Origin of the sequence: Bacteroides sp. 3_1_13 (assembly GCF_001185845.1) — a bacterium.
Classification (GTDB): Bacteria; Bacteroidota; Bacteroidia; order Bacteroidales; family Bacteroidaceae; genus Bacteroides; species Bacteroides xylanisolvens.
Genome location: NZ_KQ236955.1, coordinates 137,080 through 158,600 on the forward strand (window position 1 = coordinate 137,080; position 21,521 = coordinate 158,600).

The following is a 21,521-nucleotide window of genomic DNA, read 5'->3' on the forward strand; positions in this document are numbered from 1 at the left end:
AATACATATTCTAGTTGGATTTCCTCTTTAAGTAAATGACGGATTGTATCCCTAATAAAATAACAAACAAATATTCTGCCGTCATATACACAGTCAGAGAAGCATGAAAACATTCACTTAACAGATACAGATAAATCAAATATACAAGAATGGTGATTAACTGGAAGATAAAGGCGAGCTTCGTCTTTCCTGTACCGGTAACAGCATTGATATAAACATATCCGGGCAGTGCAAAAGCATAATTCAACAGCATAACTATAAAAGGATAGAAAGCTAGTCTCACCAGATTATCGTTATTCGTATAAAATCCGATAACCCATTGGTTACCCCAAAGAGCCATAACTATCAATGGAACTCCCACGGCATAACCCAACCTAAGAACTTTATAGCAAACGGGAAAAAGTTCCTTCCCCTGCCCCGCCCCAATTAGATTGCTGACTAATGAACCAGTAGTGGATGCAAAAGAGTTGACAATCACAAAAAAGACGGTAGAAACACTACGAGTAATATTGGAAATAGCAAGCTCTGTCCTTCCCAGATGCTCGATAGCAACAAAAAACAGAAACCAGGGAGCAACGCTGATAAAAGAGTGAAGCATACTCCATACAGATAGCCTCAACAACTTTATTAACAATTTTCCATCATAAACGACCTTCAGCCCATATTTCACTTTATCTACCCTCACCCACATATATAATAGGAGTACGATAAAAGCTCCGAACTCTGCTAAAGAAGAAGCCATAGCCGCTCCGGATATGCCCAGATTCAGTTTGAATATCAGCAGATAGTTAAAAGGAATATTGATACAGATAGCCATGATAGCTGCTGCGGACAATGCTTTGGTCGTTGTTATCCCTACCAGAAAAGACCGGAAAGCTAAAAAAGGAAATGAGAACAACAAGCCGAAGCTACGCCAATCCAGATAATGAATCACTGCCCGGTAAATCTCATCCGAAGTTATCAACCGGTGCAGGATCAAGGGAGAAGCCAAATGGAGCAATAGGCAAAGAATGATTGCCATTCCCGACAGGAAATATAATCCCTGAAAAAATGTACGTCCCGTCTCTTTATAATGTTGTTCCCCATTTCTCCGGGCAATCATTACCTGCAGCCCGATGCTGAATCCGAAGCCCAGCATATAAACAGCCAAATAATAGATTCCAGAAAGCGCAGAAGCTCCCAGTTCGACTTCTCCCACATGCCCCAAGAAAATAGCGTCGGTAATATTGATTAATTGTTCCATCAGAATGCTCATCATCACAGGAAAGTTGATGAGCCATATTTGCTTATATGTATAATTCATTGCTCAACTTAAAAATAACACGATACGGCATACCACATCATAGCAGCACACAGTTCCGTAAATTTATAAAAATGGATATAAAACTCTTTGGCAGGCGAGTAGTTGCCTGTCGGATAGCTGAATAGCCCTGTTAGAAATGATGCTATTCGTTGAGCTTAGCTAGATACAGAGTTTCATAAATGGACGAATATTACTGGTTTATCAATCAATTACGCAACAAAGATAAGAAATCTTATTTTCATATCCCAATGTGGTATGGTATTAGCAGATTACTTATAGTAAAGAAATGTATTAAAAACATTGATTGCAACATTAACAGATTGATTTATATAGATATACCATATTCTAAAGCTAAGGAATGATTCTTAAATATCTTTCTCTTTTGAAAAAAGGCATATCATTTTGAAAAGAGTAGTAACCAATAAATAATCAGACAACAATGAAAGTTTGTAAATTCGAGAAAATTAAAGATGAGGATGAAATGAAGCAAGTAATCAATTGTATTCAGAAAGAACATCCTTATGTAGCTGTAGTCCCTATATTGGCACAATTACAGGAGTGGTTACAGGCTATTTCCATCAGTTGGTTTCACGAAGAAGATGAAGCTTCTCATGCCACAGTCAATGCCATCGAAGCATATTGCTATACCCTTGCCAATCATCTCATTACAGATTTGCACTTAAATCAGGAAATTAAGAACCGGATTCTGGAGTGCATAAAAAAAATACATATACTTGTAGAAGACAAAGCAGATTTGCTGATTGATAAAATGATAAAAGCCGAGGTATACGGATTATCCAGCGATTTATTCACTTATTGTTTACGTCAACAGGGGCTTCGTGCCCAAACATTAGATACCGGCAAACTTATACAGATCAACCTGGAAAGAAAGCCGGATATCCCATATATTCAGGAATCTATCCAACAATACATTGACGAGAACCGGAATGTGGATATTTTTATCGCCCCACTTTCCATTTGCAGGAATGTGTATGGTGAAATAGACTTCATGAGCGAACAACGCAATGATTACTATGCAACAGTGCTTGCCACCCTATTCAAAGCGGACGAAATGCTGTTATCCACCCCTATCAACCATATCTACGCAAACCGGAATTGCCTGCGAGAACAACATTCACTAACTTACATAGAAGCCGAACAACTGATTAACAGCGGAGTACACCTGCTCTACGCAGATTGTATCACCCTTGCGGCACGCTCTAATATAGTTATCCGCCTAACCGATACACACGATCTGTTAACAGAACGCCTCTATATATCTTCCCATGACACAGGCAACAGTGTCAAAGCCATCCTCTCACAGGATTCGGCTACCTTTGTACGTTTTACCTCATTGAATGTATTGCCCGGATATTTGTTTATGGGTAAGATATTGGAAGTTATCAACAAATATCAAATCAATGTCATCTCAATGGCCTCATCCAATGTATCTATCTCGATGATGCTGACAGCCAGCCGGGACACCCTGCGAATCATTGAAAGGGAACTACACAAATATGCCGAAATGGTAATGGACGAAAATATGTCTGTAATACATATCATCGGCTCACACTATCTGTGCACAGCACAGATAAAAACCAACTAATCAGTTCGCTATCCAAACAATTTCTCGAAAGCCAGTGCGTGGCCTGATTAAAATGTATATTCAGATTTTATATTCCTCTATCTTCCGATACAACGTAGTAAGTCCGATTTTCAACAAGCGGGCAGCTTCCGTTTTATTCCCTTTCGTATATTCCAACACACGCGCAATATGCCTGCGCTCCATTGCAGCCAGTTCAAAACTACCTGTACTATCGTCCGAACATTCATAATGAGTGTTCTGGATTTCCAAAGGAAGGTCGCAGATATCCAGCCGTCCACCTTCGCAAACAATCAGGCTACGCTCAATCACATTTCTCAACTCACGGATATTCCCTTTCCACGGCTGTTGTTCCAGCGCTTCCAAAAAAGCAGGAGTCATCTCATTGACGGCATACGAAAGTTTTTCAGAGAAACTTTTGGCGAAAGCAGTCGCAAGAATCCTGATATCACCGGTACGTTCGCGAAGCGAAGGAAGATGCACCTGAAAAACCGAAAGACGATAAAACAAGTCCTCACGGAAATGCCCGGCTTTGATCTCCTCCTGCAAATTCCGGTTGGTAGCAGCGATGATACGCACATTGACTCTTGTCGGCTTGGTATCACCGATCTTTATATATTCTCCTGTTTCAAGGATACGCAGTAACTTTGCCTGCAATTCGAAAGCCATCTCTCCGATTTCATCCAGAAAGATCGTTCCGTTATTGGCCTCTTCAAAAAGCCCTTTCTTATCTTTCAACGCACCGGTAAACGAACCTGCCTTATGTCCGAACATCTCGCTTTCGAGCAGTTCTTTGCTGAAAGACGAACAGTTGACCGCCACAAAATTCTGTTTGCTCCGCTTGCTGTTATAATGTATAGCCTGCGCAAAGACCTCCTTTCCTGTTCCGGTTTCTCCGGTCAGCAATACGGGAACATCTGTCACAGATACCTTCTGCGCCAAAGACACCGACTCTTTCAGCACTTTTGACTCCCCCAGGATAGAATCGAACGAGTACATCTGCCCGACCTTCTTTTCCAGTTTTTCGAGACGGACATTCATTTTTGCTTTCTCTACGGCACGACTAATGAGAGGGATAATCTTGTTATTATCATCTCCTTTTGTTATATAATCAAACGCACCGTTTTTGATAGCCTGCACCCCGTCGGGAATATTGCCGTGGGCAGTAAGAAGGATCACTTCTACATTGGGAGCAATTTTTTTGATATTCAAAACCAGATCCACTCCGTTTCCATCAGGAAGAAAAACATCGCATAAAGCTACGTCGGGCGATTGAATTTCCAGTTGTTTGATGGCAGTTTTGCAATCACCTGCCTGACACACTTCATAGCCCTCAAGTTCCAGCATACGAGCTAAAAGGCTGCGAATCTGGACTTCATCGTCAATAATAAGAATTTTATTCATACAAATTGTCTACATTAATATAGAAGAATGAAAAACAGGGTGCGCAAATATAGTTTTTTTATCTGAATCCATGAACATTTCTTCGACCCTGTTTGTTATTTCCACAGGAAACTATTTACACTATAAACAGATGAAAATAATTATTATTGGGGGAGTTGCAGGAGGAGCCACCACTGCTGCCCGAATCAGACGAGTAGATGAAACAGCAGAAATTATCCTTTTGGAAAAAGGAAAGTATATATCATACGCCAATTGCGGCCTTCCTTATTATATAGGAGGAGTGATAGAGGAACGGGATAAATTGTTCGTGCAAACGCCCGAAGCCTTTTCTACGCGCTTCCGTGTGGATGTACGTACAGAAAACGAAGCGATTTTCATTGACCGGAAAAGAAAGACAGTGACCATCCGGCAAAGCAGTGAAGACACTTATGAGGAGAGCTATGATAAATTAGTCATCTCCACCGGAGCTTCCCCGGTGCGTCCTCCTCTTCCGGGAATCGACCTTAGCGGAATCTTCACGTTAAGGAATGTCACCGACACGGATCGGATCAAAGAATATATCAAGAGCCACGCTCCGCGAAAAGCCGTTATCGTAGGAGCCGGATTTATCGGTCTGGAAATGGCGGAAAACTTACATACACAGGGAGCGAAAGTGTCGATTGTGGAAATGGGCAATCAAGTGATGGCTCCTATTGACTTCTCGATGGCATCGCTCGTCCACCAGCACTTGATGGATAAAGGAGTCAATCTTTATCTGGAACAAGCTGTCGCCTCTTTTAGCCGGGAGGGAAAAGGGTTGAAAGTAACGTTCAAAAATGGTCAGTCCATTTCTGCCGATATCGTTATCCTATCGATCGGAGTACGCCCGGAAACCAGTCTGGCACGAGCTGCCGAACTGACTATCGGCCCCGCAGGAGGTATTGCCGTGAATGATTACCTGCAAACGTCTGATGAATCGATTTATGCCATCGGTGACGCAATCGAGTTCCGCCATCCGATCACCGGAAAACCCTGGCTCAACTATCTTGCCGGACCTGCCAACCGTCAGGGACGCATCGTTGCAGACAACGTTCTCGGGGCAAAAATACCTTACGAAGGTTCTATCGGCACTTCAATCGCAAAAGTTTTCGATATGACCGTTGCTTCAACCGGTTTACCCGGCAAGCGCCTGCGCCAGGAAGAGATAGATTATATGTCATCTACCATCCATCCCGCCTCTCATGCCGGCTACTATCCGGATGCCATGCCGATGAGTATCAAAATCACTTTCGACAAAAAGACGGGAAAATTGTACGGCGGGCAAATCGTCGGTTACGACGGAGTGGACAAACGGATTGACGAACTCGCGCTTGTCATCAAACACGAGGGAACGATCTACGACCTGATGAAAGTGGAACAAGCGTATGCTCCTCCGTTCTCTTCGGCCAAAGATCCGGTAGCACTGGCAGGATATGTAGCGGAAGACATCATTACCGGCAAAACCAATCCAGTATATTGGAGAGAGTTGCGGGACATTGAAATGAAAAATAAGTTCCTGCTGGATGTCCGCACCCCGGACGAATATTCTTTAGGCAGCTTACCGGGCGCCGTAAATATTCCGCTGGATGAGCTTCGTGACCGGCTGGCCGAACTGCCGAAAGATAAAATGATTTATACCTTCTGCGCTGTCGGACTACGGGGGTATCTTGCCTACCGGATATTGACTCAACATGGATTTGACAAGGTGCGTAATCTCTCGGGAGGACTGAAGACTTATCGAGCCGCCACTGCTCCGATTATCATACGCGAAGAAAATGGAAATGAAATAGACGAATCACCCGAACAACAAGGAGGTAGTCCCCAAGTTGGGCAACCTGCGGTTGCTAAGGTTTCGGATACCACGGTTACTGCCACTGCTGCCGTCACCGCCGATGCCCTTGCAACCCCCGCTAAAACAGTTCGGGTAGACGCCTGCGGGTTACAATGTCCCGGCCCGATTTTGAAAATGAAGAAAACAATGGATACACTGGCGTCAGGTGAACGGGTGGAAATCACCTCAACCGATCCGGGATTTCCGCGTGACGCCGCCGCATGGTGCAGTTCAACGGGCAATCAACTGATTTCGAAAGACAGCTCCGGAGGAAAATCTGTTGTTGTCATAGAAAAAGGAGAACCAAAATCGTGCAATATTGTTACTTCATGTGAGGGCAAAGGAAAAACCTTTATCATGTTTAGTGATGATTTGGATAAAGCTTTGGCTACTTTTGTACTAGCAAACGGCGCAGCAGCTACGGGACAAAAAGTCACCATCTTCTTTACGTTCTGGGGACTGAACGTCATCAAGAAGTTGCACAAACCGGAAACCGAAAAGGATATTTTCGGAAAAATGTTTGGCATGATGCTGCCTTCCAGCTCCAAAAAGCTGAAACTTTCTAAGATGAGTATGGGCGGAATAGGCGGAAAAATGATGCGGTATATCATGAACAAAAAAGGGATTGATTCACTGGAATCCCTGCGCCAGCAAGCGCTGGAAAACGGTGTGGAATTTATTGCTTGCCAGATGTCAATGGACGTGATGGGAGTCAAACAAGAAGAACTCCTGGACGAGGTGACCATTGGCGGCGTAGCAACGTATATGGAACGGGCGGATAACGCAAACGTTAATCTATTTATTTAAAAAATGAACAAATGAAATATTTAAATAAGGTATGAAAACAATATGTGCAATGCGTGATGTATTCAAAGCAATGGGAAACTTTGAAACAGCATTTGAAAAAATGTACCAGATAACGCTTAATGAAGCAATGATATTGTGTGCCCTTAAAGAGGCTTCGGACAAAGTGACGGCTACCAACCTGTCTAAACAAACCGAACTAAGCCCCTCACACACATCCAAAATGCTGCGGATACTGGAAGAAAAAGGACTAATCGTCCGATCACTCGGAAGTGAAGACCGGAGACAGATGTATTTCCATCTGACTCAATTGGGTAAACAACGGGTAACTGAACTGGAACTTGATAAGGTAGAAATACCGGATCTACTAAAACCTCTGTTTTAATAAACGGATTTTTCAAATAAATATCTGTAAATAATAAACGGTGAGCAAACTCCCTGATAATAGGGCAGAGCGCTCACCGTTTTTCTTTCCGCCGGGCCAAAGAAATATGTTAATTTTCCGGCAAAAGAAATTTCCACGCGAACCTTTTTCCACCTTTCTTGTTGTTTGTATCAAAAGCCCAAGGTACCTGGGCGTGATTTTTATATAACCTAAACATTATAAAAGATATGAAGAAATTAATTCCTATTTTATTGGCGGTCTTTGCACTCGCTTCATGTGAAAAAGACCCGGACATGGGTAAACTGGATGACAATTATCTGGTATACACTAACTACGACAAGAAAGCCGATTTCAAAGTTCCTACATTCTATCTGGCACCACAGATTCTGGTCATCAGTGATAGTAAAGAACCGGAATATCTCGAAGGTGAAGGCGCAGAACAAATTCTGGCAGCTTATACAGACAATATGGAAGCTAGAGGTTACGAAGCAGCAGCTGACCAGGAAAGCGCAGATCTTGGTATCCAAGTGAGCTACATCGCAAGTACTTATTATTTCACCAGCTACACACAACCTGAATGGTGGTGGGGTTATCCCGGATATTGGGGTCCTGGCTACTGGGGTGGCAACTGGGGTGGTGGATGGTACTACCCGTATGCAGTAACTTATAGTTATAGCACCAACTCCTTCCTGACAGAAATGGTGAACTTGAAAGCCGAACAGGGAGACAGTAAAAAACTGCCTGTTGTATGGACAAGTTATCTGACCGGATTTGAAACTGGTTCCAAAGCTATCAACCGTACTCTTGCAGTAGAAGCTGTCAACCAGTCATTTACACAGTCACCTTATCTTACTAACAAATAAACAACTACAACTGTTATGAAAACAAGAAAAAATATATACTTCAAGGTAGTAGCCTTGGCGGCTATTGCCATCGCCTTCGCCATGCCGGCTAAGGCACAGCTATCGGACAATGGATATGCGAATATCGACTGGCAGTTCAACGCTCCGCTAAGTAATCATTTTGCAGATAAAGCAAGCGGTTGGGGTATGAACTTCGAAGGTGGTTATTTCGTTACTCCTAACATCGGTTTGGGTCTTTTCCTCAACTATCACAGCAACCACGAATATGTAGGTCGCGAAACCTTCCAGATGGGCGCCGGTGAAGTGACTACCGATCAGCAACATACCATTTTCCAATTGCCTTTCGGTGCTGCTGCACGTTACCAGTGGAATCGCGGTGGAGCCTTTCAACCATACGTCAGTGCTAAATTAGGTGCTGAATATGCTAAAATCCGCTCTAATTTCAGCATGCTGGAAGCAAGAGAAAACAGTTGGGGATTCTATGCTTCTCCTGAAGTAGGTATCAATGTATTCCCATGGGTTTACGGACCGGGCTTGCACTTTGCTTTGTACTACAGCTATGGTACCAACAAGGCTGACGTACTGCATTACAGTGTAGATGGATTGAGCAACTTCGGCTTCCGCCTGGGTGTATCCTTCTAAGACTGGCTGACAACTATCAGAATATTACGTTAATAATAAAAAAGGTAAAAGGTAGCTTTTAATATAGGCACCTTTTACCTTTCTTTTTTTATTTTTTCTTCATCGCATCATAAATAGCTCCCTGTATTCGCTCACGAATATGCAGTTGGTTCAGTTTGCGATTTGTTACATCCGGATAAATCCGGTTGCTAAGGAATACATAAACCAGTTCATTGACCGGATCTACCCATGCACATGTACCGGTAAATCCGGTATGACCGTACACTCCGGCAGGTGCGGCAGAAGCACAATTTCCTTTCTTCGGATCATCAGCATCCGGTTTGTCAAAGCCCAAGCCACGCCGGCTGATCTTTGAAGTTTCAGTAGTAAACAACTGGCAGGTTTCTTTGCTTAGATAGCGTTGACCGTCTATTTCTCCTCCATTCAGCAACATCTGATAAACACGGGCTACATCACGGGCAGTAGAGAAAAGTCCGGCATTTCCGGCCAACCCGCCAAAGAAAGCGGAAGCCTCATCATGCACAAATCCCTGCAAAGTCTCTTTACGCAAGAAACGGTCTTTGTTGGAAGGGACAATTTCCGATTTGGCAAAACGGCGTAAAGGCAAGTAGCCTGTATGCTCCAACCCCATCGGTTCGTAAAACTCACGTTGCAGATAGGCTTCCATAGGCATACCGGCCAGTTGTTCTACCAACATACCCAACAGAATGAATCCGACATCACTATATACATAGCGTTTCTGCTTTAACGGAGCTTCCATTATTTTCTCTTCCATCACCTTCCGGAAGGAACGGTTTAACCACAAGCTATCGCAGATTTGAACAGTGTAATCACCGGTCTTGACGGGAGAGACGTATTCACTTTTGAATTTGAACTTCGGATTCGCCCATGAGGTCGTTCCCAACTGTAACGGATGATGTGCGTCTTTGCGTGCGCTGAACAATCTTCCGTCATAGCTATCTTTATCAATGGCTTCTTGGTAGAAAGGAATCCAGGAAGGTAAACCGGACTGATGATACAGGATTTCCTGAATCGTTATATCTTTCTTATCAGTACGTTGCAAAAACGGTAAATGATCCGAAATCTTATCTGTCAGATTGAAACGTCCCTTATCGTAGAGTTTCATGATGGCAAGCAAAGTGCCCGTCGTCTTTGATAGGGAAGCCAAATCGTAGATACTGGTAGATTCGACACGCGGACTTCCTTTACCCGCATAAGTGCCGAAAGATTTGTCGAACATGATATGCCCGTTTTTCAACACTACCACCTGGCAACCGGGATAAGCTCCCTGACGAATACCGTCTAATGCGATAGAATCGATGCGTTTCAGATGAGTGGAAGAAAGTCCGTATTCTTCCGGCACGAAATGCAATGGCGTCTTGGGGGTAATGGTCACTCCTGCTCCCGTTGGAAACAGTTCTCCCAAGCTTGCCGACAACTGTCCGTCTGCGGATGCCTTGGCAAATAACACATCTGCGACCTGACGCTGCACGTCTACATTATAACTATGTCCCAACACGACTGCCGAAGCATGAGCCACGGCCCGCTGAATCTGTAACATCATCTTCCCAGGAGTGAAGAACAGATAAATAGCCGGACTTTGAGGAGCAAACTTCGCAAAGAAAGGCTGATAAGAAGCCAGCCGCTGTTCGCTAATGGCTACAATGATTCGTTTATAGGTAGACAGAGAATCACGCAACCGTTGGTTTTCCTCTTCTGTCTGATTAGCGCGAAGGCAAAAGCGGGCCAAAGAGGTATAACGGGAAAGTTGTTTGGCCAATACATCAGTTTTTCCAGGATTTCCCACTTCGAGCAGTGCAATCTTTTGTTCCTTGTCTGTATGTAGAGGAAGGATATGATTCTTATTGCTCAAAACAGTTATTGCCGCTAAATTCAACCGACGAACCAGGTCACGTGTCTGCGGACTATTAATGCGTTGTTCCAGACCGGATAATTGTACATACGATTTCTTCTTAAGTCCCAACACATATTTATAAGTCAAGACTTTGCGGCATTTGTTTTCAATCTCTTCACGGCTTAGTTCCCCTTTTTCAACAGCTGCCAGTACGGCCGGTATCTCGTCCTTCAGGTTACGGGGAGACAGTACCATGTCATTACCTGCTTTCAAAGCCTGCAAACTGACATTTCCATTTCCTGCCACACCTTTCATGGCAAGCGCGTCGGTAAATATCAGCCCTTTGAACGCCAGTTCATCGGTCAGCAAATCATACACGACATTGCGGGACAAGGAAGACGGAAGTCCGCCAATAGGTTCAATCACCGGAACTTGCAGATGCCCCACCATCATACCGCCCAGTCCGGCACGGATGGCCTCTTTAAACGGATAAAGCTCCACACTATCCAGACGCTCGCGAGTGAAAGGAAGTACCGGAAGCGCTTTATGCGAATCGACATCGGTATCCCCGTGTCCGGGAAAGTGTTTGCACACAGATAACACCCCTCCACCTTCCAAACCGGAAGCATAAGCGATTACCTTATCGGCCACTTGGATCGGATCTTCGCCAAAAGAACGGGTATTGATGACAGGATTTTTAGGGTTTATATTCACGTCCGCCACGGGAGCGAAGTTTACCTGTACTCCAATCTGCCGGCATTGACGGGCAACTTCACGTCCGTACTCATAAAGCAGCCGATTGTCGCGGATACATCCCAGCACCATATTTCGCGGGAAGACAGGCGTACCACGCAAGCGCATAGACAATCCCCATTCTCCATCAAAGGTAATCATCAAAGGAACTTTGGCTTGTCGCTGCGCCCGGTTCGTCAGTTCGACCTGGTTTTGCATCTTCCCGCCGGAAAAGAGAAGACCGCCTACTTTATAAGTGTCGATGACTTCGCGCAGCAGTTCCAGGTTTCGTTTGGTGTCTACCGGAGCAATGGTATAGATGAATAACTGACCTACCTTTTCTTTAAAGGAAAGTTTATCCATCACCGAATCAACCCAGTGCCGGCAGTCCTTGTCCTGAAGGGCTTTATACACCAGTAGAGGTTCAACGGTGGTAGCATTTTGCGCCGGACTCGAAACTGTGCCGACCGCGATAAGGAATAAAAGCGTTACTATTAAGGGAATTATCTTCATTTATGTTTCAATGTCAAATCAAGACGGCCTACACGAACACCATTTTTTCCTGTGTGCATAACAGGCACCTCTTTTCCGTCCATATTCAAGTATGTTTTGGGGCCTTCCATAAATGTATGGGAGTGTCCACCCAGAATCACGTCGATATTGTGTGTTCCGGCAACCAGATGTTCATCCATCTGGATGCCCAGATGAGACAGGCATACGACCAGATCACAACCTTCTTCCTCTTTCAACAAGGTAGCTATCTCGTTGGATACACGGATAGGATCTTCATAAACGACTCCTTCGCATTTATTGGCCTGAATCATTCCTTCCGGCTGGGTTCCGAGGCCGAACACGCCAATTCTCAAACCATATTTCTCCAGAACGACGTAGGGCTTGACTATATCTTTTAACACCGTAGCATCCAGATTATAGTTGGCACAAACGACCGGAAAATCAGCCATCTTAAAAATACGGGCCATATTATCCACATCGAAATCAAACTCATGGTTACCGATTGTCATTGCATCATAGCCCATTTCATTCATCAGTTTGATTTCTACTTCTCCACGGAACATATTATAATAAGGTGTCCCCTGGGAAATATCTCCGCAATCGAAAAGCAATACATTCTTATGATCTTTGCGGAACTGTTCGAGAAAAGCAGCCCGGCGGACAAAACCACCTTTGTTATAATATCGGTCGCCCTTCTGATTGATAGGTTCGATACGGCTATGCACATCGCTTGTTTGTAAAATGATCACTTCTTTGGTATCCTGCGCAAAGATTGAAAAAGTGAAACTCAATGCAAGACATAGCAGGAATAATATCTGAAATCTTTTCATATTCAATATTTTTAGATTCTCCTTTTTTATTTTATCGTAATACGTCCGTCCAGTTTGGAGGTAATCGCTTTGCCTTCGGCTGTTTGTTTGCGTACATAATCAAGAAACAGTCCGCGTAAGGTAGCATCTTCGGGGCATACTCTCTTTTCTGCCTGCAGGAACGCATCCATTCGTCCGTTTCCATCTGCCAGATAGTCGATAGTAGCCACTGTGTAAAGCTGGTCATCTTTTAACGGTTTTCCGGCAATAAATGCGTTCAGCAGCTTTCCGTCTTTTGTGATTTCGAGGCGGATACCGCTCACTCCTTCACCATGCAGAGACGCTATTGCTTCACAAAGCCGTCGCAAGTCTGTCCCTTTCATAGTCAATACACAAAGGGAATTCTCGAAAGGAAGAATTTCAAAAACATCTCCTACCGTGATATCTCCTTCGGGCAAGATATTACGCAAGCCGCCCATATTTACCAATCCCATATCGGCCGGTTTCCCCAATACCTGGGTTGCCGCTTGCTGTAGAACACCCGCGACAAGGTCGGATAGCAAGCTTTCAGGAGCTCCTTTATCCATCTTCATCGCACTGGTACCGATGACTTCATACATCATCGCATCCACCTTTTCCTTATAAGGCTTTAAGATTTCGGTAGCTTTCACGTTGGGGGTGGTGTCCCAAACAGAATCAATCGTTATCATGCTACCCTCTACTTTGGTTACTTCGTACTGTGCCGTAGTCTCGCGTGCGGTCCGGCAGGAAGTAAACAGGAAACCTCCTGCAAACGCTGCCACCATCAGATACTTTACATAAGTCTGTTTCATGTTCGCTATTTTTAGATATGCTACAAATATACAAAAACATTTGGCTATCTGGCAAATAATTCGTTACTTTGCACCGCTTTCGCGCAATCGCTGTCAAGAGAAGAGATACTTGGTATGTTGCGTTGTAACGATGAAACAATTTAATAATAACAACAATGGATTTAATTAAAATTGCAGAAGAAGCATTTGCTACCGGAAAACAGCACCCGAGCTTCAAAGCAGGAGACACTGTAACAGTGGCATATCGTATTATCGAGGGTAACAAAGAACGTGTACAGTTGTACCGTGGTGTTGTTATCAAAATCGCCGGTCACGGAGACAAGAAACGTTTTACTGTACGTAAAATGTCAGGAACTATAGGCGTAGAAAGAATTTTCCCAATCGAATCACCGGCTATCGATAGCATCGAAGTGAACAAGGTAGGTAAAGTTCGTCGCGCTAAATTGTACTACCTGCGTGCTCTTACTGGTAAGAAAGCTAGAATCAAAGAAAAAAGAGTTAACGGCTAAGCCAAACTTTTCGATTCGAAATAAAAAAGGGAACTTCATTCATTATGAGGTTCCCTTTTTTATTGCTACCATCCTCTAAGCAATCCTATTTCTTCAATTTACTGACCGTATGATTATTCAATTCCGCACGGTTTTGAATAAAATAATGGAGTATTCTGGAAACGTTGTGGTAAATCTGAAAAAGACGATTAAGTTTTTAAGATTCCCCGTTATCTTTTTATTATAATGAATGGGTCAAGGGTGAGGGGTGGTGAGGGTAGATTTATAACTTTCGTATTTTTTTTTATAGATAAAAAAGGAGATAGTATAGAAAATAATAAAATAAAAGGTTATAAATCCACCCTCACCACCCCTCACCCTTGACCCATTCATTAGCGCACCGTTTAACTCGTTTCTGCACTGAAATGTTTCTCCTGACATATAAAAATAACAAATAAGTTTCTTAATATTGTGTTATTTTTCTTGTTGATGCAACATTTTATATTTTATACGTTTGTCTATCAGCCACATGAGTACCCAGTAGAAGGGTAATATAATGGGATAAAATATTATTATCAGTGCAATATATCCATGTCTTTGCGAAGCGTCTTTGCCAATAACAAAATCTATTATTGAGTAGGAGTAAATGAAAAAGAGCAAAATAAAGAATGGAACCAAAATACTTCCCAGAATGACTACCCATGAGAATCGCTTTTGACGATTACTCTTTCGATAACAGGTTATAAATTTCAAGTGTAGCAGAAATAAGAATATTCCGTACACTGCTGCCAATCCTTCCGGACCAAAGGTTAACAATATTTTAGCATAAGAATTCGGTTCGGGCTTATAAGTCAGTTCCATGAATTCGTCTTCGGGCAACGAATCAAAATGCCATGTGTTGATTTGTTTGATTCCACCCTCTTGGGGCTTTCCAAGGTTACTTGAATAGTCTTTTATCTTTCCTGCTTGTTCAACAGTAATGTCCAGTGTGCCGAAAGATTTCCATTTTTTGGCTGGCGACAGAGAGTAACGAAAGTTGTATTTAGTTATCCAATCAAGACAGTTTCGCCAGGGATATGCAGTGTATTCCACCCGGATACGATGAGTACCTTGCGAGAGTTCGGGCTGGAAGTACTTCATTTCAAAAGAATAATATGTTTCGCTCGTATTATCGTCCCATTGACATTCTATTTTTCTGTTGTTGTCGTCACAACGATCACAACTGTTAGTGAAATCACTGAATATAGAATCAGAAGATTCTTCCCCCTCTTCTTTTTTGAACGGAATATCGAACACTTTTACCGGACGATCATCAAGCCATACGCAAAAGTCGTCTTTATAGTCAACGGCACAAAAAAGGAGAGGAATTTGCTTACCGACTACGTCACTTTTGATCGTGTATTCTACCTTATATTTTGCAGTATGGAAATTCTCGTCTATCTGAATAAAGATACTTTCATGTAGAATATCCACATGCCTGCTCGAAATGGCACTGGCTGCTTTGGTTCCTTCAATGAAAGGTGATGCCATATTGGCTTTTGCAGAATTACAGATAAATAATAACATCAGGGATATAATGAGGACGGTGAATGAGGATATTTTTTTCATGTCGTATTTCTTCTATTCTTAGTATATGCCACAAAAGTACCAAAAATATAGGGTTATTTATTATTAACTTCGTTTTTTGTATCTCAACCGAATAAACACAACCACAGGATAGCATCTAAAAACAAAGCCCCGAAAGTCATAGACTCCCGAGGCTTCATCACCTTTATTATAATAATGATATATTATTCTTTCAAATCTTTCAGTTCCCAAGCCAATGCACTGGCACCCAGTACAGCAGCATCAGAATCCTTCAATTCGGAAACGAGCAATTTCGTCTTACCTTTATAGATATTCAGGATATTATCATCAATGGCCTTCTGAATCGGTTTCATGATATAGTCACCGGACTTAGCCAAGCCACCGAACAATACAATGGCTTCAGGGCTGGAAAATGCGATGGCGTCTGCCAAAGCTTCACCCAGAATGTTACCTGTAAAGCTAAAGATTTCCTGTGCCAGTTTATCTCCTTGTACAGCTGCATCATATACATCTTTTGAAGTAATGTTTTCTGCAGGAATGTTACGAAGCAAGCTGGCATCCGTACGAGCGGCAAGGAATTCGCGAGCTGTGCGAGCTACACCGGTAGCCGAACAGTAAGTTTCCAGACATCCCTTACGTCCACAACCGCAAAGACGACCATCGCGACGAGCGATCACGTGTCCTAATTCGCCTGCAAAACCGTCATGTCCATATACCATCTGGCCGTTGATAACAATACCACTACCCACACCGGTACCCAGTGTAATCATGATAAAGTCTTTCATACCACGGGCAGCGCCATAAGTCATTTCACCGATAGCAGCAGCATTTGCATCGTTTGTCAAAGCAGTGGGGATACCCAGTCTTTCTTCAAACATGGCAGCCAACGGAAGAATTCCTTTCCAAGGCAAGTTCGGAGCAAATTCAATCGTTCCCGTGTAATAGTTACCATTCGGAGCACCGATACCGATACCTCTGATTTTATCAACGCCACCATTAGCAATAATCAATGGAAGCAGGCTTTTACACACTTCATCAGCGTATTCTTCTACTGTAGGATAACCAGATGTTTTGATTGAACTGCTGGCAATAATAGTTCCGCGTGCGTCTACAATTCCAAAGACGGTATTCGTTCCGCCTATGTCAATACCTACTACGTAGGGCTTTTCCATGTTTGAATTCATGATACTTTTATTTAAAAGGGTTAGTTAATCATTAAGTTTACTGCACACAAATTACGTAAAGAAGATTGAGTCTACAAAATGTTTTTCAAAAAAAGTTCAACCTCTTTGCAACTTTTCGTATCTTGCAGCCGTCTAATAGTAGAAAATTATTAGAAAAACAGAATCTAAATAAAGAAAATTGTGATACAACTAACAAACGTCAACAAGACCTACAACAACGGAGCGCCTCTCCATGTACTTAAAGGTATCAATCTCAATATCGAACAGGGAGAATTTGTTTCCATCATGGGAGCATCCGGGTCTGGGAAATCAACTTTACTCAATATATTGGGAATTCTCGACAACTACGACACCGGAGAGTATTATCTGAATAACGTACTCATCAAGAACTTAAGCGAAACCAAAGCTGCCGAATACCGGAATCGCATGATCGGATTTATCTTCCAGTCATTTAACCTGATTTCCTTTAAAGATGCCGTAGAGAATGTAGCACTTCCTTTATTTTATCAAGGGATAAGCCGCAAGAAGCGAAATGCACTTGCCTTGGAATATCTCGACCGTCTGGGTTTAAAAGACTGGGCACATCACATGCCCAACGAAATGAGTGGCGGTCAGAAACAACGTGTGGCAATCGCACGGGCTTTAATCACCCAACCGCAAATCATTCTGGCAGATGAGCCTACAGGAGCTTTGGACAGTAAAACTTCCGTGGAAGTGATGCAAATTCTGAAAGATCTTCACAAACTGGGAATGACAATTGTGGTTGTCACCCACGAAAGCGGAGTTGCCAACCAAACAGACAAGATTATACACATCAAGGACGGAGTCATCGAACGCATTGAAGATAATATCGACCACGATGCCTCTCCGTTCGGCAAAGACGGGATCATGAAATAAGTAATAAGTATTAAGTATTAATTCCGTGCGATCGCAGCGCAGCCTAATACTTAATACTTAATACCTAATACTTAATACTTACTTATCACTTAATACTTAAAAAATGATTGATATTTGGCAAGAAATATACAGTACCATCAAGCGTAACAAGCTAAGGACTTTTCTCACAGGATTTGCTGTGGCATGGGGTATCTTTATGCTGATCGTCCTGTTAGGCGCAGGCAACGGATTGATCCATGCATTCGAGCAATCGGCTTCCGAACGTGCCATGAACTCCATCAAGATTTTTCCGGGATGGACCAGCAAATCATACGATGGACTGAAAGAAGGAAGACGAGTGCAACTGGATAATAAAGACGTAGATGCTACCGACCATTATTTTCCGGACCATGTCATTAAAGCGGGGGCAACTGTGTGGCAAGGAGGTATTAACTTAAGTTTCGGACAAGAATACGTCAGTTTGAATCTTTCCGGCGTATATCCCAACCATACGGAAGTAGAAGTGGTGAAACTCTTCAAAGGACGTTTCATCAATGAAATTGATATTAAAGAGCGCCGGAAAGTAATTGTGCTCCATAAAAAGACAGCAGAGATTCTTTTCGATAAAACGCATACCGAGCCTATCGGGCAGTTTGTCAATGCCGGTAATGTGGTTTATCAGGTAGTAGGGCTGTATAATGATAAAGGAGACAGCGGAGACAGTGACGCTTATATCCCTTTCACCACCCTGCAAACGATTTACAACAAAGGAGACAAGTTGAATAACCTCGTCATGACTACCAAGAACCTGGAAACGATAGAAGCGAATGAAGCATTTGAAGCTCATTACCGCAAGGTGCTGGGGGCTAATCATCGCTTTGACCCGACAGACCATAGTGCTATCTGGATTTGGAACCGGTTTACCAACTACTTGCAACAGCAGCAAGGCTCGAACATGCTACGCATCGCTATCTGGGTGATCGGTATCTTCACACTGTTAAGCGGGATTGTAGGAGTGTCCAACATCATGCTGATTACCGTAAAAGAACGTACCCGTGAATTCGGTATTCGCAAAGCTCTGGGTGCCAAGCCGCTTTCTATTCTCTGGTTGATTATCGTAGAGAGTGTCACCATTACCACGATATTCGGATATATAGGTATGGTGGCGGGCATCGGAGTGACCGAATGGATGAATAACGCCTTTGGCAATCAGACAATGGATACCGGAATGTGGACGGAAACTGTTTTCCTGAACCCGACAGTAGATATAAGAATCGCCATACAGGCTACACTCACATTAATAATAGCTGGTACGTTAGCCGGATTATTCCCTGCCCGAAAAGCAGTCAGCATCCGACCAATCGAAGCACTTAGAGCAGATTAAGACTATGAGAATAGACATGGATACCTGTGAGGAAATCCTCATTACCATTACAAGAAATAAAACGAGAAGCCTGCTGACTGCATTCGGTGTTTTCTGGGGAATCTTTATGCTCGTCGCCCTGATCGGCGGCGGACAAGGTCTGGAAGACATGATGAAAAAGAACTTTGAAGGATTCGCAACCAACTCCGGCTTCCTTGCCGCACAGAAAACGGGCGAAGCTTACAAAGGATTCCGCAAAGGCAGGTGGTGGAATCTGGAAGCTATCGACATCGAGCGTCTCCGTTCGAAAGTCAAAGATGTGGAGGTCATTACTCCTTCCATTGCCCGTTGGGGTTCCAAAGCTGTATACGAAGATAAGAAATACGATTGCAGCGTGAAAGGATTATATCCGGACTATCTCCACATCGAATCACAAGAAATGGCCTACGGCAGGTTTATCAACGAAGTGGATATACAGGAAGCACGTAAAGTGTGCGTTATCGGAAAACGTATCTATGAAAGCCTGTTCAAACCGGGAGAGGATCCTTGTGGAAAATACATACGTGTGGACGGAATTTATTATCAGGTGATCGGCATGTCTTCCTCCGAAGGGGATATGAACATACAGGGACGGGCTTCGGAAGCTGTCACCCTGCCTTTCACCACGATGCAGCAAACGTATAACTTAGGGGGACGGATCGACGTCATCTGCTTCACCGTGAAGCATGGAATCAAAGTGTCCGACGTACAACCGGAAATGGAGCAGATTATTAAAGCTGCGCATTATATCGCGCCTAACGACAAACAGGCACTTATGTACCTGAATGCGGAAGCGATGTTCTCGATGGTAGACAATCTGTTTACCGGTATCAATATACTGGTTTGGATGGTAGGATTGGGGACTCTGTTGGCAGGTGCCATCGGCGTATCTAATATTATGATGGTAACCGTGAAAGAACGTACCACCGAAATTGGTATCCGCCGGGCAATCGGCGCACGCCCCAAAGATATTCTGCAACAGATTCTATCGGAAAGTATGGTGCTTACTACTATTGCAGGAATGTGTGGAATCTCTTTTGCCGTCATGGTGTTGCAATTGGTAGAGATGGGAGCAAACGCCGATGGAGGAGACGTCCGTTTTCAGGTTACCTTCGGACTGGCAATCGGCACTTGTGCTCTTCTGATCGCACTGGGAATGTTGGCAGGTCTCGCACCTGCTTATCGGGCTATGGCTATCAAACCGATTGAAGCTATCCGCGACGAATAAAGAAGTGCGAGGGATTTCAATTATTAATCGTAAACAATAAAAATATAAATAAAGTCATGAAAAAGTATCTGAAAATCACATTATTGGTAGTCATTGCTATCATTCTTGTCGGAACATTCGTATTCCTTTATCAGAAGTCTAAACCCAAGGTAATCACTTACGAAATAGTAAAACCGGAAGTCACTGATCTCCAAAAGACTACAGTAGCTACCGGAAAGGTGGAACCGAGAGACGAAATTTTAATCAAACCGCAGATTTCGGGTATTATCGACGAAGTGTACAAAGAAGCCGGACAAGCTGTGAAGAAAGGGGAAGTGATCGCCAAAGTAAAAGTAATCCCTGAACTCGGTCAACTGAATTCTGCGGAAAGCCGTGTGCGCTTGGCAGAGATTAATGCAACACAGGCAGAAACGGATTTTGCCCGTGTAAAGAAGTTGTACGAAGATCAGCTGATTAGCCGGGAAGAATATGAGAAAAGTGAAGTAGCCTTGAAACAGGCTCGTGAAGAGAGACAGACGGCTAAAGATAATCTGGAAATCGTAAAAGAAGGGATTACTAAAAACAGTGCATCGTTCAGTAGTACGATGATTCGTTCTACCATTGACGGGTTGATTTTGGATGTACCTGTAAAAGCCGGTAACTCTGTGATTATGAGTAACACGTTCAATGATGGAACCACGATTGCTACGGTAGCCAATATGAACGACATGATTTTCCGTGGTAATATTGATGAAACGGAAGTGGGACGTATCCACGAACAGATGCCGATCAAACTGACAATCGGAGCTTTGCAGAATCTGACTTTCAACGCCATTCTGGAATATATCTCTCCGAAAGGGGTAGAAACCAATGGTGCCAACCAATTTGAAATCAAGGCTGCAATTACCATTCCAGATTCCGTTCAGATTCGTTCCGGATATTCGGCTAATGCGGAAATCGTGTTGCAAAGGGCAAATCAAGTATTGGCAGTCCCCGAAAGCACTATTGAGTTTAATGGAGACTCTACATTTGTGTACATCATGACAGATTCAGTGCCCGAACAAAAGTTCCAGCGTACGCAGGTGACTGCCGGTATGAGTGATGGAATCAAGATAGAAATCAAGAAAGGAATAACTGCACAGGACAAAATACGGGGTGCAGAGAAAAAAGATAAATAATTGA

The 21,521-nt window shown here is 43.3% G+C and carries 17 protein-coding genes; 10 read left to right on the plus strand and 7 right to left on the minus strand.

What is annotated here, in order from left to right:
* Positions 1-10 precede the first annotated feature (10 nt).
* Positions 11-1,303 carry an MATE family efflux transporter gene (locus HMPREF9009_RS00500; protein ID WP_049701166.1) on the minus strand — a complete coding sequence of 431 codons (1,293 nt, stop codon included), beginning with the start codon at positions 1,301-1,303 and terminating at the stop codon, positions 11-13.
* A 439-nt stretch (positions 1,304-1,742) separates the two neighbouring features.
* On the opposite strand from HMPREF9009_RS00500, the gene HMPREF9009_RS00505 reads away from it, so the two are divergent.
* Complete coding sequence (locus HMPREF9009_RS00505) at positions 1,743-2,909, plus strand: amino acid kinase family protein (RefSeq protein WP_049701167.1); 1,167 nt, start codon at positions 1,743-1,745, stop codon at positions 2,907-2,909.
* Positions 2,910-2,969: 60 nt separating this feature from the next.
* Here HMPREF9009_RS00505 and HMPREF9009_RS00510 read toward each other — a convergent pair whose 3' ends face one another.
* Entirely contained in the window at positions 2,970-4,310 is a 1,341-nt protein-coding gene (locus tag HMPREF9009_RS00510; RefSeq protein ID WP_009040193.1) for a sigma-54-dependent transcriptional regulator, read from the minus strand.
* Positions 4,311-4,440: 130 nt separating this feature from the next.
* On the opposite strand from HMPREF9009_RS00510, the gene HMPREF9009_RS00515 reads away from it, so the two are divergent.
* From HMPREF9009_RS00515 to HMPREF9009_RS00530, 4 genes are all read left to right on the plus strand, one after another.
* A complete protein-coding gene (locus HMPREF9009_RS00515; RefSeq protein ID WP_049702185.1) occupies positions 4,441-6,966 on the plus strand; it encodes an FAD-dependent oxidoreductase in 2,526 nt (841 codons plus the stop codon).
* A 31-nt stretch (positions 6,967-6,997) separates the two neighbouring features.
* Positions 6,998-7,348 (plus strand): winged helix DNA-binding protein, encoded by a 351-nt coding sequence (locus HMPREF9009_RS00520; RefSeq protein ID WP_004314299.1) that lies wholly within the window; start codon positions 6,998-7,000, stop codon positions 7,346-7,348.
* A gap of 227 nt (positions 7,349-7,575) precedes the next feature.
* Positions 7,576-8,211, plus strand: a complete 636-nt coding sequence (locus HMPREF9009_RS00525; RefSeq protein ID WP_004314298.1) for a DUF4136 domain-containing protein — start codon at positions 7,576-7,578, stop codon at positions 8,209-8,211.
* 15 nt (positions 8,212-8,226) lie between these two features.
* A complete protein-coding gene (locus tag HMPREF9009_RS00530) occupies positions 8,227-8,853 on the plus strand; it encodes an outer membrane beta-barrel protein (RefSeq protein WP_049701168.1) in 627 nt (208 codons plus the stop codon).
* Positions 8,854-8,941: 88 nt separating this feature from the next.
* Here HMPREF9009_RS00530 and HMPREF9009_RS00535 read toward each other — a convergent pair whose 3' ends face one another.
* From HMPREF9009_RS00535 to HMPREF9009_RS00545, 3 genes are read right to left on the minus strand one after another with little or no spacing between them, the layout of a single operon-like run.
* The gene (locus HMPREF9009_RS00535; protein WP_049701169.1) at positions 8,942-11,953 is read right to left on the minus strand and encodes a glycoside hydrolase family 3 N-terminal domain-containing protein; all 3,012 of its coding nucleotides are present in this window, start codon (positions 11,951-11,953) and stop codon (positions 8,942-8,944) included.
* Positions 11,950-12,783, minus strand: a complete 834-nt coding sequence (locus tag HMPREF9009_RS00540; protein ID WP_049701170.1) for a bifunctional metallophosphatase/5'-nucleotidase — start codon at positions 12,781-12,783, stop codon at positions 11,950-11,952. The genes HMPREF9009_RS00535 and HMPREF9009_RS00540 overlap by 4 nt, the downstream gene beginning before the upstream one ends.
* 26 nt (positions 12,784-12,809) lie before the next feature.
* A complete protein-coding gene (locus HMPREF9009_RS00545) occupies positions 12,810-13,595 on the minus strand; it encodes a 5'-nucleotidase C-terminal domain-containing protein (RefSeq protein ID WP_049701171.1) in 786 nt (261 codons plus the stop codon).
* 155 nt (positions 13,596-13,750) lie between these two features.
* On the opposite strand from HMPREF9009_RS00545, the gene rplS reads away from it, so the two are divergent.
* Complete coding sequence (rplS, locus tag HMPREF9009_RS00550) at positions 13,751-14,104, plus strand: 50S ribosomal protein L19 (RefSeq protein ID WP_008026232.1); 354 nt, start codon at positions 13,751-13,753, stop codon at positions 14,102-14,104.
* A gap of 453 nt (positions 14,105-14,557) precedes the next feature.
* Here the strand turns inward: rplS and HMPREF9009_RS00555 are convergent, their stop codons facing one another.
* Both HMPREF9009_RS00555 and HMPREF9009_RS00560 read right to left on the minus strand, forming a co-directional pair.
* Positions 14,558-15,691 (minus strand): hypothetical protein, encoded by a 1,134-nt coding sequence (locus HMPREF9009_RS00555; protein ID WP_157446463.1) that lies wholly within the window; start codon positions 15,689-15,691, stop codon positions 14,558-14,560.
* 182 nt (positions 15,692-15,873) lie between these two features.
* Entirely contained in the window at positions 15,874-16,854 is a 981-nt protein-coding gene (locus HMPREF9009_RS00560) for an ROK family protein (protein WP_049701173.1), read from the minus strand.
* A 180-nt stretch (positions 16,855-17,034) separates the two neighbouring features.
* Here HMPREF9009_RS00560 and HMPREF9009_RS00565 point away from each other — a divergent pair, with 180 nt between their 5' ends.
* From HMPREF9009_RS00565 to HMPREF9009_RS00580, 4 genes are all read left to right on the plus strand, one after another.
* The gene (locus HMPREF9009_RS00565) at positions 17,035-17,751 is read left to right on the plus strand and encodes an ABC transporter ATP-binding protein (RefSeq protein ID WP_049701174.1); all 717 of its coding nucleotides are present in this window, start codon (positions 17,035-17,037) and stop codon (positions 17,749-17,751) included.
* A gap of 103 nt (positions 17,752-17,854) precedes the next feature.
* On the plus strand, positions 17,855-19,114 hold the full coding sequence (locus HMPREF9009_RS00570) for an ABC transporter permease (RefSeq protein WP_008026227.1): 1,260 nt from the start codon (positions 17,855-17,857) through the stop codon (positions 19,112-19,114).
* A gap of 4 nt (positions 19,115-19,118) precedes the next feature.
* Positions 19,119-20,360 carry an ABC transporter permease gene (locus HMPREF9009_RS00575; RefSeq protein WP_049701175.1) on the plus strand — a complete coding sequence of 414 codons (1,242 nt, stop codon included), beginning with the start codon at positions 19,119-19,121 and terminating at the stop codon, positions 20,358-20,360.
* 56 nt (positions 20,361-20,416) lie between these two features.
* A complete protein-coding gene (locus HMPREF9009_RS00580) occupies positions 20,417-21,517 on the plus strand; it encodes an efflux RND transporter periplasmic adaptor subunit (protein WP_008644983.1) in 1,101 nt (366 codons plus the stop codon).
* Positions 21,518-21,521 lie beyond the last annotated feature (4 nt).

What these genes read in the sequence shown, in the direction of transcription:
- HMPREF9009_RS00520 (WP_004314299.1), top strand. Translation starts at nt 6,998, where the DNA reads ATGAAAACAATATGTGCAATGCGTGATGTATTCAAAGCAATGGGAAAC.
- HMPREF9009_RS00555 (WP_157446463.1), bottom strand. Translation starts at nt 15,691, where the DNA reads ATGAAAAAAATATCCTCATTCACCGTCCTCATTATATCCCTGATGTTA.
- rplS (WP_008026232.1), top strand. Translation starts at nt 13,751, where the DNA reads ATGGATTTAATTAAAATTGCAGAAGAAGCATTTGCTACCGGAAAACAG.
- HMPREF9009_RS00515 (WP_049702185.1), top strand. Translation starts at nt 4,441, where the DNA reads ATGAAAATAATTATTATTGGGGGAGTTGCAGGAGGAGCCACCACTGCT.
- HMPREF9009_RS00525 (WP_004314298.1), top strand. Translation starts at nt 7,576, where the DNA reads ATGAAGAAATTAATTCCTATTTTATTGGCGGTCTTTGCACTCGCTTCA.
- HMPREF9009_RS00530 (WP_049701168.1), top strand. Translation starts at nt 8,227, where the DNA reads ATGAAAACAAGAAAAAATATATACTTCAAGGTAGTAGCCTTGGCGGCT.
- HMPREF9009_RS00560 (WP_049701173.1), bottom strand. Translation starts at nt 16,854, where the DNA reads ATGAATTCAAACATGGAAAAGCCCTACGTAGTAGGTATTGACATAGGC.
- HMPREF9009_RS00535 (WP_049701169.1), bottom strand. Translation starts at nt 11,953, where the DNA reads ATGAAGATAATTCCCTTAATAGTAACGCTTTTATTCCTTATCGCGGTC.
- HMPREF9009_RS00510 (WP_009040193.1), bottom strand. Translation starts at nt 4,310, where the DNA reads ATGAATAAAATTCTTATTATTGACGATGAAGTCCAGATTCGCAGCCTT.
- HMPREF9009_RS00570 (WP_008026227.1), top strand. Translation starts at nt 17,855, where the DNA reads ATGATTGATATTTGGCAAGAAATATACAGTACCATCAAGCGTAACAAG.
- HMPREF9009_RS00545 (WP_049701171.1), bottom strand. Translation starts at nt 13,595, where the DNA reads ATGAAACAGACTTATGTAAAGTATCTGATGGTGGCAGCGTTTGCAGGA.
- HMPREF9009_RS00580 (WP_008644983.1), top strand. Translation starts at nt 20,417, where the DNA reads ATGAAAAAGTATCTGAAAATCACATTATTGGTAGTCATTGCTATCATT.
- HMPREF9009_RS00575 (WP_049701175.1), top strand. Translation starts at nt 19,119, where the DNA reads ATGAGAATAGACATGGATACCTGTGAGGAAATCCTCATTACCATTACA.
- HMPREF9009_RS00500 (WP_049701166.1), bottom strand. Translation starts at nt 1,303, where the DNA reads ATGAATTATACATATAAGCAAATATGGCTCATCAACTTTCCTGTGATG.
- HMPREF9009_RS00505 (WP_049701167.1), top strand. Translation starts at nt 1,743, where the DNA reads ATGAAAGTTTGTAAATTCGAGAAAATTAAAGATGAGGATGAAATGAAG.
- HMPREF9009_RS00540 (WP_049701170.1), bottom strand. Translation starts at nt 12,783, where the DNA reads ATGAAAAGATTTCAGATATTATTCCTGCTATGTCTTGCATTGAGTTTC.